Source organism: Martelella lutilitoris, from assembly GCF_016598595.1.
Lineage (GTDB): Bacteria > Pseudomonadota > Alphaproteobacteria > Rhizobiales > Rhizobiaceae > Martelella > Martelella lutilitoris_A.
This window is the reverse complement of sequence record NZ_CP066786.1, coordinates 216,341-231,712: the sequence shown is the minus strand read 5'-3', so window position 1 is coordinate 231,712 and position 15,372 is coordinate 216,341. Positions and strand designations below refer to the sequence as shown.

Here is a 15,372-nt window from a genome sequence, read left to right as displayed (position 1 = left end):
ACAGGAGTTCATCGCCATGTCCAAGTTTACCGCATCCGCCGCACTGGTTTCCATTCTCGCCGCCGCTCCGGCCGCCTTTGCGCTGCAGCCCTCCGCCATCCCGGAAACGGGCAAGGTCACCAAGGCTCCCGTCGGCAGCACGGTCACCATCGAATCGACCGGCAAGTTCGGCAACCGCTACCAGAACTATTTCCGCGTCGGCGAAGACGGCGAACTGGAATTCGTGTTCCAGGATTCGGCCAACTGATTTTGCCGCAAACAAGAGGCCGGCGCCTCTGAGCTTCAGGGACAACGCGCCGGGTAGGCCGAAAAAACAGCTTCTCCCAGCTTTCAGCCTCTTGTTAATCAAATGATTAAACCTACATCTGCCCCATCAGAGAAATTCAGTCAGGAGACTGTCATGAACAAGATTTTTGCATCCGTCGCCATCGTTTCCGCACTCGCCGCAGCGCCGGCCGCCTTCGCGATCCAGCCGTCGGCCATTCCGGACACCGGCAAGGTCACCAAGGCCCCCGTCGGCAGCACGGTCACCATCGAAACGACCGGCAAGTTCGGCAATCGCTACGACAACTACTTCCGCGTCGGCGAAGACGGCGAACTCAAGTTCGTCGATCAGTACCGCACCAACTAGTCAGACATCCCGGAGGCCGTGGAGCAAAGGACGATCATCCTTCTTTCTCCAAACGCCGTAATCCGGGCAGATCAGCCAACCCACACAAATTCCAATAAGGAGACTATCATGAACAAGATCTTCGCATCCGCCGCCCTCGTTACCGTTCTCGCCGCCGCGCCGGCCGCCTTCGCGATCCAGCCTTCGGCCATTCCGGAAACCGGCACCTTCAACAAGGCGCCTGTCGGCAGCACGGTCACCATCGAATCGACCGGCAAGTTCGGCGATCGCTACCAGAACTATTTCCGCGTCGGCGAAGACGGCAAGCTCGATTTCGTCGATCAGGTCCGCGAAAGCAACGACTGATCGCTTCCTCGTTTTCCTGGGCGAAGCAGAAAGGGCGACCGCAATCAGCGGCCGCCCTTTTTTTTCATGCCTGAAAAGCTGAACTCAGTTGGCGGCCGAAAGAAGTGCGGCGACGAGCCCCCTGGTCGAGGAATCGTGCCCTTCCGCGCTTTCGCTGCCCGAGACCACCGGCAGAAGACCGGTCGCGAGTTCCTTGCCGAGCTCGACGCCCCACTGATCGAACGAATTGATGCCGAAGAGCACGCCCTCGACGAAGACGCGGTGCTCGTAAAGCGCGATCATCCGGCCGAGCGCATAGGGCGTCAACGCATCGTAGACGAAGGTGATCGACGGCCGGTTGCCGGGAAAGACGCGGTGCGGCGCGATCTTGTCGGCCGTCGCGGCATCCATTCCCTTGTCGAGAAGCTGGGCTTTTGCCTCTTCCAGCGTCCGCCCCTTCATCAGGGCTTCCGACTGGGCCAGGCAATTGGCCATCAAGAGCTGGTGCTGGTGGCGCAGATCCGCCTCGTGGCCGTTCGCGGCGATCATGAATTCGATCGGGATGATGTTGGTGCCCTGGTGCAAGAGCTGGAAGAAGGCGTGCTGGCCGTTCGTGCCGGGCTCGCCCCAGACGATCGGTCCGGTCGGCGTCGTCACATCCTCAGACTCCACCGTTACCGACTTGCCGTTGCTCTCCATGTCGAGCTGCTGGAGATAGGCGGCAAAGCGCGACATGCGCTGGTCATAGGGAATGACGGCGCGCGAGGGATAGCCGAGCACGACGCGCTGGTAATAGCCGATGAGGCCGAGCATGAAGGGCAGGTTCTCCGTAACCGGCGCGTCCTGGAAATGCTTGTCCATCGCATGGGCACCGTCGAGAAAGGCGCCGAAATTCTTCGGCCCGATGGCGATCATCAGCGGCAGGCCGATCGCCGACCAGATCGAGTAGCGGCCGCCGACCCAATCCCAGAATCCGAAGACGCGCGACGGATCGATGCCGAAATCGGCGACCTTGTCGAGGGCTGTCGAAACGGCTGAGAAATGATGACCGACCGCGTCTTCGCCGAGCGCGCCGGCAATGAACTTGCGCGCCGTCTTGGCGTTGGTCATGGTCTCGATTGTGGTAAACGTCTTGGAGGCGACGATGAACAGCGTTGTTTCCGGGTAGAGCCCCGCAATCGTATCGGCGATATGGGCGCCGTCGATGTTGGAGACGTAGTGAAGCCGCGGGCCGTCGTGATAGGGCGCGAGCGCGAGCGTGGTCATGGCCGGACCGAGGTCCGAACCGCCGATACCGATATTGACCACATCGGTGAAGGCCTTGCCGGTGGCGCCCTTGATGGAACCGGAGCGGATGCCGTCGGAGAAATCGCCCATTGCATCCAGCACTTCGTTGACAGCAGGCATCACATCCTCGCCGTCAACCATCACCGGCGTGTTCGCGCGGTTGCGCAGCGCTGTGTGCAGGACCGCGCGGTCTTCCGTTATGTTGATCTTCTCGCCGGAAAACATCGCCGCCCGCTTTTCCTCGACGCCCTTCTCCCCGGCAAGTTTGACGAGCCCGGACAGGACCTCGTCATTGACGGCGATCTTGGAGAAATCCATGAGCAGGTCTTCAAACCGGAGGCTGAACCGGTCAAACCGGGCCGCATCGGCGGCAAAGGCCGCGCGCAGATCCGTGGCGTCGGTGCGCGCCGCAGTATCCTTGAGGGCATTGATGAGGGCATTCATGTCGATGGCTCCCTGAAAAGACTTGGAGATACGCTTATAGCGCCATTTTAAAACGATTGAATATGATTGTGTTCAATCATGTCGACGAAATCGAACGCTTTTTTGACATTGAAGGCGGGCGGAGCCTGAAAATCAACCGCCGGAATGCGAATTACCCAGACATCCCTGTCAGCGTGCGACGCCTCAAACAGAAAACCGCGCACCGAATGGCGCGCGGTCGGTATGGCAGTCCGTCTTCTTGCTCAGCCGGCGGTGCGCGGCGAGGCATGATGCTCGCGCTTGTGAGCGACCAGCATGAAATAGATGAACACGAAGGGGATCGCGCTCCAATAGGCGACCGACTTGTCGTGGCCCATATTGCGGGCACGAAACGCGGTGAAGCGGCCGAAGGCGAGACCCGGAACAACGGCGTAGATCGACAGGCCCATATAATAGGCGGTGGAAAGCGCCATGCCCTCGCTGCCGACGGCCTCGCGCGGGAAGGCGTATTCCAGAAGGTAGGAAATCACCAGATTGATCACGAAGATGAAGCAGGCGCGCAGGAAATAATCCCGGCGGTCATACTCCCGCAGTTCATTGGTCAGATAAACCCCGAGCAACACGCCGATGGCGCTCGTCACATAGGGAAAGAAAAACAGGCCTGACATCTCGTCTCCTCCTCGAAACGGTTGTGCGCAGTTTGTCACATGTGGCGTATTGTCGCATATATTCACGCGACTGCGCAACTCCTGAAAATGCGTTGCTGTCCAACGGATCGGAGGTCGTTGAGACGCATCGTGTGGGGATAACGCACGAGCCCCCTTTTGCGTTGCAATATCAGCGCCGCCTGACACAGTTCCGGAAGTCGGCGGGCTTGAGTCAGATCAATGAAAGCTGCAATCGGCGCCCCCGCGGACGTTGTTCCAACCTGCCAATTGCCAATTTTCGTGGCATAATTCACGCATCGCGGGCAAAAAGCATGGCGCCAAGGTGACGCGAATGCGGCCTTGTGCCAAAATGCCACAGGACGGACACGTTTCATTTCTGGTCTAAATATGCGTATGAGACCGCCATGATGAGGCAGCCGTCCGGCAAGTCAGGGGGCTGTCTTCAGGAAATGCCTGCACTTAAGCGTTCGGTCGCCGCGGGGACGATGGGCCAGGGCCGGCGGGCATGTCATCGACAATCAAGTCCGGATTATCCGCGCAATCCGGCGTCATTTTAGAGAATGAAGGCGATTGTGAACCTATACAAGCTTTTGAAACCGGCGCTGCTTTTGCCGCTTGCGCTTCTCTTGTCGGGCTGTCAGCTCATTCTTCTCGACCCGGCCGGCTGGGTCGCCAACCAGGAGCGCGACCTCCTGATCGCATCGACGGTGCTGATGCTCGTCATCATCGTTCCGGTGCTGGTGCTCGCGGTCTACATCCCCTGGCGCTACCGCGACGGCCGCAAGACCACCGATGACTACGACCCGGAATTCGAACATTCCTCGCTGTTCGAGGCGTTCATCTGGGGCGTGCCGGTCATGATCATCATCGCGCTCGGCGCGCTGACCTGGATCTACACCCACAGGCTAGACCCCTACAAGCCGCTCGACCATATCGCCGGCGAGCCCCTGGAGATCGACGTCGTCTCGCTCGACTGGAAATGGCTGTTCATCTACCCCGAACAGGACATGGCCGTGGTCAACCAGCTGGTGATCCCGACGGACCGTCCGGTCAACCTGAAGCTCACCTCAAGCTCGGTCATGAACACATTTGCCGTGCCTGCCCTTGCCGGCATGATCTACACCATGGCCGGCATGGAGACGAAGCTGCATCTGGTCGCCGAAGAGGCCGGCCAGTACTACGGCCGCTCCGCCAACTATTCGGGCCCGGGCTACGCCCATATGGATTTCGAGACCTTCGCCGTTTCCGAGGACGAATTCTCCAACTGGGTCAACACGGTCAAGGCTTCTTCCAACACGATGAGCGACGAGACCTATCTCCAGCTCGCAAAGCCGACGGTCGCCGATGGCGTCTCCTATTATAACGGCGTTGCCGACAACCTCTTCGGCAGGATCGTCGGGCTCTGCGTCGAGCCGGGCAAGGTCTGCGTCGGCGAGATGATGATGCAGGACATGATGGGCGGCGGCGGCCTTCAGGGCGTGAAGACCAAGGACAGCTATCTTTATGACGAGTTCCCGCCCGGCGAGGGCTTCGACCAGCATCAATTCGACGGTGTGCTCCACGCCAATCCCGATGAGCCGCGACGCGGTCCGGTCAATATCAAGAACCCGAACCAGACCGTGACCCATATTCCCGGCGACGACAGCGCGTCGAACGCTTCTGAACCCGTGAGGCACTAATGAGATCTGAATTCTGGAACATCATATTCGGTAAGCTCAGCTGGGATGACATTCCCTATGACGTTCTCATTCTCGACGTCACCTTCGCTGCCGTCGTCATAGCGGCGCTGACCGTTTTCGGCCTGATCACCTATCACCGCAAATGGGCCTATCTGTGGAACGAGTGGTTTACCTCGGTCGACCACAAGAAGATCGGCGTGATGTATATCGTTCTGGCGCTGGTGATGCTGTTCCGCGGCTTCACCGACGCCTTCATGATGCGCACCCAGCAGGCGATCGCCGCAGGCGGCGCGCAGGGCTATCTGCCGCCGCACCATTTCGACCAGATCTTCACCGCCCATGGCACGGTCATGATCTTCTTCTTCGCCATGGCCTTCCTGGTCGGGGTGATGAATATCGCCATGCCCCTGCAGATCGGCGCGCGCGACGTCGCCTTCCCCTGGCTCAACAATTTCTCCTTCTGGATGACGGTGGCCGGCGCGATCCTGCTCAATGTGTCGCTGTTCATTGGCCTGCTCGGCCGCACCGGCTGGCTCGCCATGCCGCCGCTTTCTGGGATCGCATACTCGCCCGATGTGGGGGTCGACTATTACATATGGTCGCTGCAGATCGCGGGGATAGGCACGACGCTGTCCGGCGTCAACATGGTCGCCACGATCCTGAAGATGCGCGCGCCCGGCATGACCATGATGCGCATGCCGGTTTTCACCTGGACCACGCTTGCCGCCAACGTACTGATCGTCGCCGCCTTCCCGGTGCTGACGGCAACGCTCGCCATGCTGGCGCTCGACCGCTATCTCGGCATGCACTTCTTCACGAATGACATGGGCGGCAACCCCATGCTCTATGTGAACCTGATCTGGATCTGGGGTCACCCGGAAGTCTATATCCTGATCCTGCCGTGCTTCGGCATCTTCTCCGAAGTGGTCGCAACCTTCTCCGGCAAGCCGCTCTTCGGTTATCGCTCGATGGTCTATGCGACCTCATGCATCCTGGTGCTGTCCTTCGTCGTCTGGCTGCATCACTTCTTCACCATGGGTTCGGGCGCCAGCGTCAACACCTTCTTCGGCATTGCCACGATGATCATCGCCGTGCCGACGGGCGCGAAGATCTTCAACTGGCTGTTCACCATGTATCGCGGACGGATCCGGTTCGAGACGCCGATGTACTGGACGGTCGGCTTCCTGTTCACCTTCACCATCGGCGGCATGACCGGCGTCATGCTCGCCGTGCCGCCGGCGGACTTCCAGCTGCACAACTCGCTGTTCCTGATCGCCCATTTCCACAACGTCATCATCGGCGGCGTGGTCTTCGGCCTGATGGCGGGATACCAGTACTGGTGGCCCAAGGTCTTCGGCTTCAAGCTCGATGACAAATGGGGCCGCCGCTCCTTCTGGTTCTGGTGCATCGGCTTCTACATTGCCTTCATGCCGCTTTACATACTCGGCCTGATGGGCGTGACCCGCCGGCTGCAGAGCTATACCGATGTCGGCTGGCAGATCTACTTCGTCATTGCCTGCATCGGCATGCTGACCATCGGCGCCGGCATCGCCTGCACCGTCATCCAACTCGTGGTCTCGATCAGGAACCGTGAGAAGCTGAAATGCGGTCCCGACCCGTGGAACGGCCGCACGCTGGAATGGGCCACCCTCTCGCCGGTCCCGGCCTACAACTTCCCGCAGGATATCGTCGTGACCGGCCGTGACGCCTGGTGGCAGATGAAGAAGCAGGGCTTCAAGTGGTCGACGGACTACCAGCCGATCCACATGCCGAAGAACACCTGGGCCGGCATCGTCCCCGCCTTCTTCGCGCTCGCGCTCGGCTTCGCCCTTGTCTGGCACATCTGGTGGCTGGCGATCGTCAGCTTCCTCGCGGCTATCGGCACGATCATCTACCACACCTTCGATTTCGACCGCGACTACTACATTCCTGCCGAAGAGGTCGCCCGTGACCAGGAAAAGGCCAAGGAGGCTTATGCATGACGATCGCTGATCAGACGGGCGATACGCATCACGACGAACACGCCCATCACAGCAGTCCGACACAGCTCGGCTTCTGGATCTACCTCATGAGCGACTGCCTGATCTTCGGCACGCTCTTTGCAACCTACGCCGTTCTGGGCCGCTCCTATGCGGGCGGCCCCTCGCCGGCCGACCTTTTCGAGCTCGACTTCGCCCTTATCGAGACGGCGCTTCTGCTGTTCTCCTCGGTCACCTTCGGCATGGGCATGCTGCGGATGGACAAGGGCGACAAGGCAGGCCTGATGAAGTGGCTGATCGTCGCCGGCCTTTTCGCCGTCGGCTTCCTGGCGATGGAGATTTATGAATTCCATCACTTCATCGAACTCGGCGCCACGCCGGACCGTTCGGCCTTCCTTTCGGCCTATTTTACCCTGGTCGGCACGCACGGCCTGCACGTCACCTTCGGCACGATCTGGCTGATCGTTCTTCTGTTCCAGTTGTCGCGCAAGGGACTGACGGAAGCGACCCGCCGCCGCACGGCGACCCTGTCGATGTTCTGGCACTTCCTCGATCTGGTCTGGATCGGCGTGTTCTCGCTTGTCTATCTTACGGGAGTGGTTCTATGAGTTCAGCCAACGAACATGCATCCCGCGACGGTCACGGCCACGAAAGCCACGGTCACGGCAGCTTCAAGTCGCTGATGACCGGCTTTGTCCTGGCGGCCGTCCTCACCATCATTCCCTTCGGTCTGGTGATGGCCGACGCGATCTCCAGCAAGGGTTTCCTGATTGCCGTGATCATGATCTGCGCCGCAGCGCAGATCCTGGTGCATCTGAAATATTTCCTGCTCCTGAGCAGCCACCAGGAAGAAGGCTGGACCATGGCGTCCTCGCTTCTGGCCCTGATCCTGCTCCTGATCGTGCTCGCCGGCTCGCTCTGGGTCATGCACAACATGAACAAATACATGATGCCCCTTCCGGAAAGCGGCTACACCTATCTCGACGACGGCACGATCGTCTGCGCCACGCCCGAGATCGCACAGCAGCTGCGCGATGCCGGCGTGACGGGCAACATCATCGTCCAGGGTCAGCAGTAAGCCTTTGCCCTGCCAAGTCTTCCGCCTCCCCTCGGCTCCCGCGGGGAGGCATTTTTTTGTTTCAAGAGCCGTTGACGGCGCATCGTGCTTTCCGAAAACCGATTCCGATTCTCGGGCCGATGCGCTAGAGCATTTCGCAGTCAGATGGAAACATCTGACGTTAAGCGAAAATGCGTCAAAAAAATAGATAAAGCGGTTGCGCGTTTCCAAGAAAGGCGGAACCGCTCTAGAACCCGCGACAGGCCGCTGCATTCCGGCGGTCGGGAAGGAAATTCGCCATGGTCGCCTCCTCCAGAAAACGTCTGATCGCCATCACCGCCGTCGCGGCCGTGATCTTCGCCGGCTTTGCTGCGCTCGGCATCTGGCAGGTCTATCGCCTGCAATGGAAGCTTGACCTGATCGCTGCCGTCGAGGCGCGGGTGGAAGCCCCGGCCGTGCCGGCGCCGGGGCCCGCCGATTGGCCTGAAATCACCCGCGCGAAAGATGCCTACCGCCACGTGACCGTCACCGGCAAGCTCATCAACAGTCAGGAAGTGCAGATCTACTATCCGACCGAACTCGGGCCCGGCTACTTCGTGATGACGCCGCTTTTGCGTCCGGACGGCAGCTATGTGCTGATCAACCGGGGCTTCGTGCCCGAGGAAAAGCGCGCGCCCTCGACCCGCGCGGCGCCGGAGGGCGAAGTGACCATAACCGGCCTCCTGCGCATGTCGGAGGACAAGGGCTGGCTGTTCTCGCGCGCCAACGATCCGGAGAAGGGGAACTGGTACCGCCGCGACGTGGCCTCGATCATGGCGACCAAGGGGCTCCGACCCTTTGCCCCCTATTTCATCGACGCCGACAGCACCGTCAATCCGGGCGGCTACCCGATCGGTGGACTGACGGTGGTGAAGTTCCGCAATGCGCATCTGAGCTACGCGCTGACCTGGTTCGCCATGGCGCTCGGCACGCTTGCCCTTTATGCGCTGGTGCTGCGCTATGAGGGCGTATGGGGCACGCGGCCGCCGCCGGAAGAAGACGAGGAATAGGCCGTTCCTGAGCGGCGCGCGCTTCGGCGGCACTGCGGATAGGGCCGAGCTTGGTCGTCACCTTTTTCCACCTGTGGAAAGCGAGAAAGAAATCGCGCCAGCATGCGAGTTCTACCGCAGGTTGGTAGCCGATGCGGGTGGCGAGCAGTCATCTTCCGCCATATCGACATTTCGGCGAGTGCGATTCGTCCGGCCCGCGCGCCCCGGCTCACGGGGCCGCAGACGCTCCCTGTGCCATTTCCCCAGTCATATTGCGTTAACTGTGAATATGGAATTCATGCGTGCGAAACACTATATATGGTGAGTTCGGGCATTTCAGTTCGCAGATATTGTGTTATGGTGATTCTATCGAATCAAGCTGATGCGTCAGCGGCGTCCGGTCTTCAAGGTTTTGAGTCCTCATAAGCATGTGCCGAAGTGATGTTCCCCGTGGACAGCGCGCGCCGTGCCGACTTCTGGGGAGGAAAAATGCCAGTCCGGTCAATGCGTTCGAGGAGACTGTTGAGAGAGAGAATGGCGGTGACGACTTGCAACCGCCGCGCTTTCCCCGGCTTTCGGCCGGCAATGGTCCGGTCCGGAGCGGAACCTGTTGATGATCAACATGGCCGGCTCCGCAAGATGCGCGGAAAAGCGCCGGTCACATCGCCGGCGCTTTTTGAGAACAATGATTATGCGAGGATAACGATGAAGATCACTGTCTACTCCAAACCGGCTTGCGTGCAGTGCAATGCGACAACCCGCGCGCTCGAGCGCAAGGGCCTCGACTATGAAGTCGTCGACGTGTCGGTGGACAACGAAGCCTATGACCATGTCGTCGGCATGGGCTATCGCCAGGTGCCCGTCGTCGTTGCCGGCGAACAGCACTGGTCTGGCTTCCGCCCGGACATGATCGGCACCCTCGCCTGACCGTGTGATGCCGGCCCGAGGGCCGGCGCGCGCCCGCGCGGCAAGACGCGGCGGGCGCAGCAAGGACAAGACGGCGCGTCGAAGGACGCGCCGTGCTGGTGAAGAGGGAAAGGGATGACGGGCATGCTCGTCTATTATTCCAGCGCCACGGGCAATACGCACCGTTTCGTGACCAAGACCGGGCTTGAGGCAAGACGCCTCGGCCCCCAGGGGGATACGGAAACGGTGGATGCGCCCTATGTCCTCGTCGTGCCGACCTATGCCGGCGGCGACGGACGCGGCGCAGTGCCGAAGCCGGTCATCCGCTTCCTCAACAATCCGGAGAACAGGGCGCTGATCCGCGGCGTCATCGCTTCCGGAAACACGAATTTCGGAGAGACCTACGGCATTGCCGGCGACATCATCTCCGCGAAATGCAAGGTACCGTACCTCTATCGTTTCGAACTGCTCGGGACGGAAGAGGATGTCATCAACGTCAGACAGGGACTGGAAGAGTTTTGGAAACGGCAGAATTGAGGGTGGCCACAAGCGCCGAGGACGAAACCGTTCAGGAAACGGGTAGCGAGAAAAGCGCCGAAAAGGGTGCGGAGAAGACCTCCGCCAAGACCAAGGCGGCGACGCTCGACTATCACGCGCTGAACGCGATGCTCAATCTCTATGACGAGAACGGGCACATCCAGTTCGACAAAGACCGGATGGCGGCCAAGCAGTATTTTCTGCAGCATGTGAACCAGAACACCGTGTTTTTCCATAACCTCCGGGAAAAGCTCGATTATCTGGTCGATGAAGGCTATTACGAGCAGGAGGTGCTCGACCAGTATTCCTTCAACTTCGTGCGCGACCTGTGGGACCATGCCTTCGACAAGAAGTTCCGCTTCCAGACCTTCCTCGGCGCCTTCAAATATTATACCGCCTATACGCTGAAGACGTTTGACGGCAAACGCTATCTGGAGCGCTATGAGGACCGCGTCTGCATGGTGGCGCTGGCGCTGGCCAAGGGCGACGAGCAGCTTGCGACCGCCCTGGTCGATGAAATCATCGCCGGCCGTTTCCAGCCGGCGACGCCGACCTTCCTTAATGCCGGCAAGAAGAGCCGCGGCGAACTGGTCTCCTGCTTCCTGCTGCGCGTCGAAGACAACATGGAGTCTATCGGCCGCTCGATCAATTCGGCGCTGCAGCTTTCCAAGCGCGGCGGCGGCGTGGCGCTTTCGCTCACCAATATTCGCGAGCACGGCGCGCCGATCAAGAAGATCGAGAACCAGTCCTCCGGCGTCATCCCGGTGATGAAGCTGCTCGAGGACTCCTTCTCCTACGCCAACCAGCTTGGCGCGCGCCAGGGCGCCGGCGCGGTCTATCTCAACGCGCATCATCCCGACATCATGCGCTTCCTCGACACCAAGCGCGAAAATGCCGACGAGAAGATCCGCATCAAGACGCTGTCGCTCGGCGTGGTGATCCCCGACATCACCTTCGAGCTCGCCCGCAACAATGAGGACATGTACCTGTTCTCGCCCTATGACGTGGAGCGCGTCTACGGCAAGGCGATGACCGAGGTGGAGATTTCTAAGCACTATCGCGAGATGGTCGACAACCCGGAAATCCGCAAGAAGAAGATCAATGCCCGCGCCTTCTTCCAGACGCTGGCCGAGCTGCAGTTCGAGAGCGGCTATCCCTATATCCTGTTCGAGGATACGGCCAACCGCGCCAATCCGGTCGAAGGCCGGATTTCCATGAGCAATCTCTGCTCGGAGATCCTGCAGGTTTCGGAAGCCAGCGAATTCAACGAGGACCTGTCCTACAAGCATATGGGCAAGGACATTTCCTGCAATCTCGGCTCGATGAACATCGCCATGGCGATGGATTCGGAGGATTTCGGTCGTACTGTCGATACCGCGATCCGCGCGCTGACGGCCGTGTCCGACATGAGCCACATCTCCTCCGTGCCGTCGGTGGAAAAGGGCAATGACGAGAGCCACGCCATCGGGCTTGGCCAGATGAACCTGCACGGCTATCTCGCCCGCGAGCGCATCTTCTACGGTTCGGAAGAAGGCGTCGACTTCACCAATATGTATTTCTACGCCGTGACCTATCACGCGCTGAAGGCATCGAACCGGATCGCCGTCGAACGCGGCGTCTCCTTCGCCGGCTTTGAAAAATCGAAATATGCCAGCGGCGAATATTTCGACAAATATACCGAGAAGGATTGGGCGCCGGCGACCGAGCGCGTGCGCGAACTCTTTGAAGAGGCCGGCATCGACCTGCCGACCAAGGAAGACTGGCTGGCACTGAAGGACGCGGTGATGAAGGGCGGTCTTTATAACCGCAACCTCCAGGCCGTGCCGCCGACCGGCTCGATCTCCTACATCAACAATGCAACGGCCTCCATCCACCCGATCGTCTCCAAGATCGAGATCCGCAAGGAAGGAAAGATCGGCCGCGTCTATTATCCGGCGCCGTTCATGTCCAACGACAATCTCGAATATTACCAGGACGCCTACGAGATCGGCCCGGAAAAGATCATCGACACCTATGCGGCTGCCACCCAGCATGTCGATCAGGGCCTGTCGCTGACGCTGTTCTTCCGCGACACGGCGACCACCCGCGATGTCAACAAGGCGCAGATCTACGCCTGGCGCAAGGGCATCAAGACCATCTACTACATCCGTCTTCGGCAGATGGCGCTTTCGGGCACCGAGGTCGAAGGCTGCGTCTCCTGCAGCCTGTGATGAAGGGCAAGAAAACCATGAACATGCAGAAGAAACCCACCATCGCCGTGCCGCGCGCCGTCAACTGGAACCGCATTGTCGACGAGAAGGACCTCGAGGTCTGGAACCGTCTGACGGGCAATTTCTGGCTGCCGGAAAAGGTGCCGCTGTCGAACGACATTCCGTCCTGGTCGACGCTGAAGGAAAACGAGCAGCAGTTGACGATCCGCGTCTTCACCGGCCTGACGCTGCTCGACACCATCCAGAACACGATCGGCTCCATCAGCCTGATGCCGGATGCGGTCACGCCGCATGAAGAGGCGGTGCTGTCGAACATTTCCTTCATGGAAGCCGTGCACGCGCGCTCCTATTCCTCGATCTTCTCGACGCTGTGCTCGATGGCCGAGGTCGACGACGCCTATCGCTGGTCGGAGGAAAATGCGTTTCTCCAGGAAAAATCGCGCCTGATCCTGCACGAATACCGCGCGACCGACCCGCTGCGCAAAAAGATCGCCAGCGTTTTCCTCGAGAGCTTCCAGTTCTATTCGGGCTTCTATCTGCCGATGTACTGGTCGAGCCGCGCCAAGCTGACCAACACCGCCGATTTGATCCGGCTGATCATTCGCGACGAGGCGGTTCACGGCTATTATATCGGCTACAAGTTCCAGCAGGGCCTGAAGAAGGTCTCCGAGGACGAACGGCAGGCGATCAAGGATTTCGCCTTTGGCCTTCTGTTCGAGCTTTACGAGATCGAATCGAAATATACCGAAGCGCTTTATGACAGCGTCGGCCTGACCGAGGACGTGAAGGCCTTCCTGCACTACAACGCCAACAAGGCGCTGATGAATCTCGGATACGAGGCGCTGTTCCCGGCGGAAGCCTGCAAGGTCAATCCGGCGATCCTGTCGGCGCTGTCGCCGAATGCCGACGAGAACCACGACTTCTTCTCCGGCTCCGGCTCCTCCTATGTCATCGGCAAGGCGGTCGCAACGGAAGATGACGACTGGGATTTCTGATCGCTTGCAGACCATCCGCATGACCAGAGGCGGCTCCGCATGGAGCCGCCTTTGCTTTGTTGACAGGGACGGCAAACATTCCTACCTCGCAACCATGCGCTGGCAATGAAGCGCCGCATAACCCCGGAAAACATGGAGGCTGATATGACTGAAGAGCGCATTGTCCGTCTTGAAGAAACCGTCGCCTACCAGACCAAGACCATTGACGAGCTGTCCGACCAGGTGGCTCAACAGTGGAAAATGATCGAGGGGCTCGAGAAAAAGTTCGAACTTCTGACCGACCGCTTTCTCGAGCTTGAGGAAAGCGCCGGCGAACGGCCCGCCGTCACCAAGCCGCCGCATTACTGAGGGGCATCTCAGTCGGCGCGAATTTTGCCGTCAGACACGTTGAAGAACTGGCCGTCATCGCCGAGCGCTGAAAACAGCGAGCGGTCAGTCCCTGTCATGAAGGCCTGGCCGCCGATTTCGGCAATGCGGGCGAAAAGGGCAGCGCGCCGCCCCTCATCCAGATGGGCGGCGACCTCATCAAACAGCATCACCGGCGGGTAACCGCTGATCCGCCGCGTCAGCCGCGCATGCGCCAGCACAAGGCCGAGCAGCAGCGCCTTCTGCTCGCCCGTCGAGCAAAGTGCGGCGTCCATCTCCTTCTGCGCATGGCGCACCGCCATCTCACTGCGGTGCGGGCCTTCCAGCGTGCGTCCGGCTGCTGCATCGCGAAAGCGTTCCTCCTCCAGCATCGCCCGGTAACGGTCCTCCAGATCGATTGCCGGCGCATCCGCCGCGTCGGCGAAGAAGCCGGCAAGCGCGATCTCGGGTGCGGGAAAGGGCGAACCGGCCTCGCTTTCGGCAATCAGCCCGGAAAGAAGCGACAGCAATTCGCGCCGCGCCAGCGCCATGGCAACGCCGAGCCCGGCCATCTGCTCCTCAAGGCCCGAAAGCCATGCGGGCTCCATCCGCCGCTCGGACAAGAGCCGGTTGCGCGAGCGCATGGCGCGCTCGAAATCGGCGACGCGGCGGCCATGCGCCGGATCGATCGACAGCACCATCCGGTCGAGAAACCGCCGGCGATCCCCCGCCGGTCCGGTGAAAAGCCCGTCCATGGCCGGCGTCAGCCAGATCACGCGGACATGGTCGAGCAGTTCGTCGCCGGAGGCCGCTTGCGTGCCGTTGATGCGCACCCTGCGGCCGGTCCCGTCCGCGCCATCCGTTCCCGTGCCGATGGCGACGCTGCCTTCCATGCCCTCCAGCTCAGAGAAAACAGTAAAGCCAGCTTCGGCGCCCTTGCGAACAACCTGCGCATAGGAAGCCCGCCGCATGCCGCGCCCAGGCGAAAGGAATGAAACGGCCTCCAGAAGATTGGTCTTGCCGGAACCATTATTGCCCGCCAGCACCACGTGCCGTCCATCCAGAGCGAGCGATGCCTGCGGATAATTGCGGAAATCGGTAAGCTTCAGCGCGGTGAGGAAGATCGAGGGCAGCATGGCGGCTTCTGTTCAAATCGGTTCGCTCGTTATGGGCCAAAAGCGCCGGCGGTGAAAGACCACATATCCGGTCTCCGGGCCGCTCTTCCTCCGTCATTGCGGACTTGAACCGGGACGACGGGACAGGAGAGAGCACAAACCAAAAAAGCGTCGAGCAAAACCCGACG

General features: G+C 60.3%; 15 protein-coding genes and 1 pseudogene. 13 read left to right on the top strand and 3 right to left on the bottom strand.

Going from position 1 to position 15,372, the window contains the following annotated elements; all coding sequences use genetic code 11:
• Nucleotides 1–16: 16 nt before the first annotated feature.
• The 3 genes from JET14_RS01120 (at nt 17) to JET14_RS01110 (ending at nt 976) form a co-directional block, all read left to right on the top strand.
• Nucleotides 17–247: a hypothetical protein gene (locus JET14_RS01120; protein ID WP_200336428.1), complete on the top strand. Its 231-nt coding sequence runs from the start codon at nt 17–19 to the stop codon at nt 245–247.
• Between the two features lie 153 nt (nt 248–400).
• On the top strand, nt 401–631 hold the full coding sequence (locus tag JET14_RS01115) for a hypothetical protein (RefSeq protein WP_200336427.1): 231 nt from the start codon (nt 401–403) through the stop codon (nt 629–631).
• A 108-nt stretch (nt 632–739) separates the two neighbouring features.
• Nucleotides 740–976, top strand: a complete 237-nt coding sequence (locus JET14_RS01110) for a hypothetical protein (protein WP_200336426.1) — start codon at nt 740–742, stop codon at nt 974–976.
• A gap of 84 nt (nt 977–1,060) precedes the next feature.
• On the opposite strand, the gene pgi is transcribed toward JET14_RS01110, so the two are convergent.
• Complete coding sequence (pgi, locus tag JET14_RS01105) at nt 1,061–2,686, bottom strand: glucose-6-phosphate isomerase (protein ID WP_200336425.1); 1,626 nt, start codon at nt 2,684–2,686, stop codon at nt 1,061–1,063.
• Between the two features lie 242 nt (nt 2,687–2,928).
• The gene (locus tag JET14_RS01100; RefSeq protein ID WP_200336424.1) at nt 2,929–3,333 is read right to left on the bottom strand and encodes a hypothetical protein; all 405 of its coding nucleotides are present in this window, start codon (nt 3,331–3,333) and stop codon (nt 2,929–2,931) included.
• Nucleotides 3,334–3,905: 572 nt separating this feature from the next.
• On the opposite strand from JET14_RS01100, the gene cyoA reads away from it, so the two are divergent.
• The 10 genes and pseudogenes from cyoA to JET14_RS01050 all read left to right on the top strand — a co-directional run bounded on the left by cyoA (nt 3,906) and on the right by JET14_RS01050 (nt 14,072).
• Complete coding sequence (gene cyoA, locus JET14_RS01095) at nt 3,906–5,012, top strand: ubiquinol oxidase subunit II (protein ID WP_246750445.1); 1,107 nt, start codon at nt 3,906–3,908, stop codon at nt 5,010–5,012.
• Nucleotides 5,012–6,994, top strand: coding sequence for a cytochrome o ubiquinol oxidase subunit I (cyoB, locus tag JET14_RS01090; protein WP_200336423.1), 1,983 nt, complete (start codon nt 5,012–5,014; stop codon nt 6,992–6,994). Before cyoA ends, cyoB begins: the two co-directional genes overlap by 1 nt.
• Nucleotides 6,991–7,599 (top strand): cytochrome o ubiquinol oxidase subunit III, encoded by a 609-nt coding sequence (gene cyoC / locus JET14_RS01085; RefSeq protein WP_024706300.1) that lies wholly within the window; start codon nt 6,991–6,993, stop codon nt 7,597–7,599. The genes cyoB and cyoC overlap by 4 nt, the downstream gene beginning before the upstream one ends.
• The gene (gene cyoD / locus JET14_RS01080; protein ID WP_200336422.1) at nt 7,596–8,069 is read left to right on the top strand and encodes a cytochrome o ubiquinol oxidase subunit IV; all 474 of its coding nucleotides are present in this window, start codon (nt 7,596–7,598) and stop codon (nt 8,067–8,069) included. The genes cyoC and cyoD overlap by 4 nt, the downstream gene beginning before the upstream one ends.
• Before the next feature lie 278 nt (nt 8,070–8,347).
• On the top strand, nt 8,348–9,097 hold the full coding sequence (locus tag JET14_RS01075) for an SURF1 family protein (RefSeq protein WP_200336421.1): 750 nt from the start codon (nt 8,348–8,350) through the stop codon (nt 9,095–9,097).
• A gap of 684 nt (nt 9,098–9,781) precedes the next feature.
• Nucleotides 9,782–10,003 carry a glutaredoxin-like protein NrdH gene (nrdH, locus tag JET14_RS01070; RefSeq protein ID WP_024706748.1) on the top strand — a complete coding sequence of 74 codons (222 nt, stop codon included), beginning with the start codon at nt 9,782–9,784 and terminating at the stop codon, nt 10,001–10,003.
• 114 nt (nt 10,004–10,117) lie between these two features.
• Nucleotides 10,118–10,519, top strand: a complete 402-nt coding sequence (gene nrdI, locus JET14_RS01065) for a class Ib ribonucleoside-diphosphate reductase assembly flavoprotein NrdI (protein ID WP_024706749.1) — start codon at nt 10,118–10,120, stop codon at nt 10,517–10,519.
• A gap of 95 nt (nt 10,520–10,614) precedes the next feature.
• A pseudogene (gene nrdE / locus JET14_RS01060) lies at nt 10,615–12,729 on the top strand (class 1b ribonucleoside-diphosphate reductase subunit alpha); the annotation flags it as partial.
• 17 nt (nt 12,730–12,746) lie between these two features.
• Nucleotides 12,747–13,724, top strand: coding sequence for a class 1b ribonucleoside-diphosphate reductase subunit beta (gene nrdF, locus JET14_RS01055; RefSeq protein WP_200337942.1), 978 nt, complete (start codon nt 12,747–12,749; stop codon nt 13,722–13,724).
• Nucleotides 13,725–13,868: 144 nt separating this feature from the next.
• Nucleotides 13,869–14,072, top strand: coding sequence for a SlyX family protein (locus JET14_RS01050; RefSeq protein ID WP_200336419.1), 204 nt, complete (start codon nt 13,869–13,871; stop codon nt 14,070–14,072).
• An 8-nt stretch (nt 14,073–14,080) separates the two neighbouring features.
• On the opposite strand, the gene recF is transcribed toward JET14_RS01050, so the two are convergent.
• A complete protein-coding gene (recF, locus tag JET14_RS01045) occupies nt 14,081–15,205 on the bottom strand; it encodes a DNA replication/repair protein RecF (protein WP_200336418.1) in 1,125 nt (374 codons plus the stop codon).
• Nucleotides 15,206–15,372 lie beyond the last annotated feature (167 nt).

Excerpts from the sequence above, each read along its gene's own strand:
- JET14_RS01120 (WP_200336428.1), top strand. The coding sequence starts at position 17 with ATGTCCAAGTTTACCGCATCCGCCGCACTGGTTTCCATTCTCGCCGCC.
- JET14_RS01115 (WP_200336427.1), top strand. The coding sequence starts at position 401 with ATGAACAAGATTTTTGCATCCGTCGCCATCGTTTCCGCACTCGCCGCA.
- JET14_RS01110 (WP_200336426.1), top strand. The coding sequence starts at position 740 with ATGAACAAGATCTTCGCATCCGCCGCCCTCGTTACCGTTCTCGCCGCC.
- pgi (WP_200336425.1), bottom strand. The coding sequence starts at position 2,686 with ATGAATGCCCTCATCAATGCCCTCAAGGATACTGCGGCGCGCACCGAC.
- JET14_RS01100 (WP_200336424.1), bottom strand. The coding sequence starts at position 3,333 with ATGTCAGGCCTGTTTTTCTTTCCCTATGTGACGAGCGCCATCGGCGTG.
- cyoB (WP_200336423.1), top strand. The coding sequence starts at position 5,012 with ATGAGATCTGAATTCTGGAACATCATATTCGGTAAGCTCAGCTGGGAT.
- cyoC (WP_024706300.1), top strand. The coding sequence starts at position 6,991 with ATGACGATCGCTGATCAGACGGGCGATACGCATCACGACGAACACGCC.
- cyoD (WP_200336422.1), top strand. The coding sequence starts at position 7,596 with ATGAGTTCAGCCAACGAACATGCATCCCGCGACGGTCACGGCCACGAA.
- JET14_RS01075 (WP_200336421.1), top strand. The coding sequence starts at position 8,348 with ATGGTCGCCTCCTCCAGAAAACGTCTGATCGCCATCACCGCCGTCGCG.
- nrdH (WP_024706748.1), top strand. The coding sequence starts at position 9,782 with ATGAAGATCACTGTCTACTCCAAACCGGCTTGCGTGCAGTGCAATGCG.
- nrdI (WP_024706749.1), top strand. The coding sequence starts at position 10,118 with ATGACGGGCATGCTCGTCTATTATTCCAGCGCCACGGGCAATACGCAC.
- nrdF (WP_200337942.1), top strand. The coding sequence starts at position 12,747 with ATGAACATGCAGAAGAAACCCACCATCGCCGTGCCGCGCGCCGTCAAC.
- JET14_RS01050 (WP_200336419.1), top strand. The coding sequence starts at position 13,869 with ATGACTGAAGAGCGCATTGTCCGTCTTGAAGAAACCGTCGCCTACCAG.
- recF (WP_200336418.1), bottom strand. The coding sequence starts at position 15,205 with ATGCTGCCCTCGATCTTCCTCACCGCGCTGAAGCTTACCGATTTCCGC.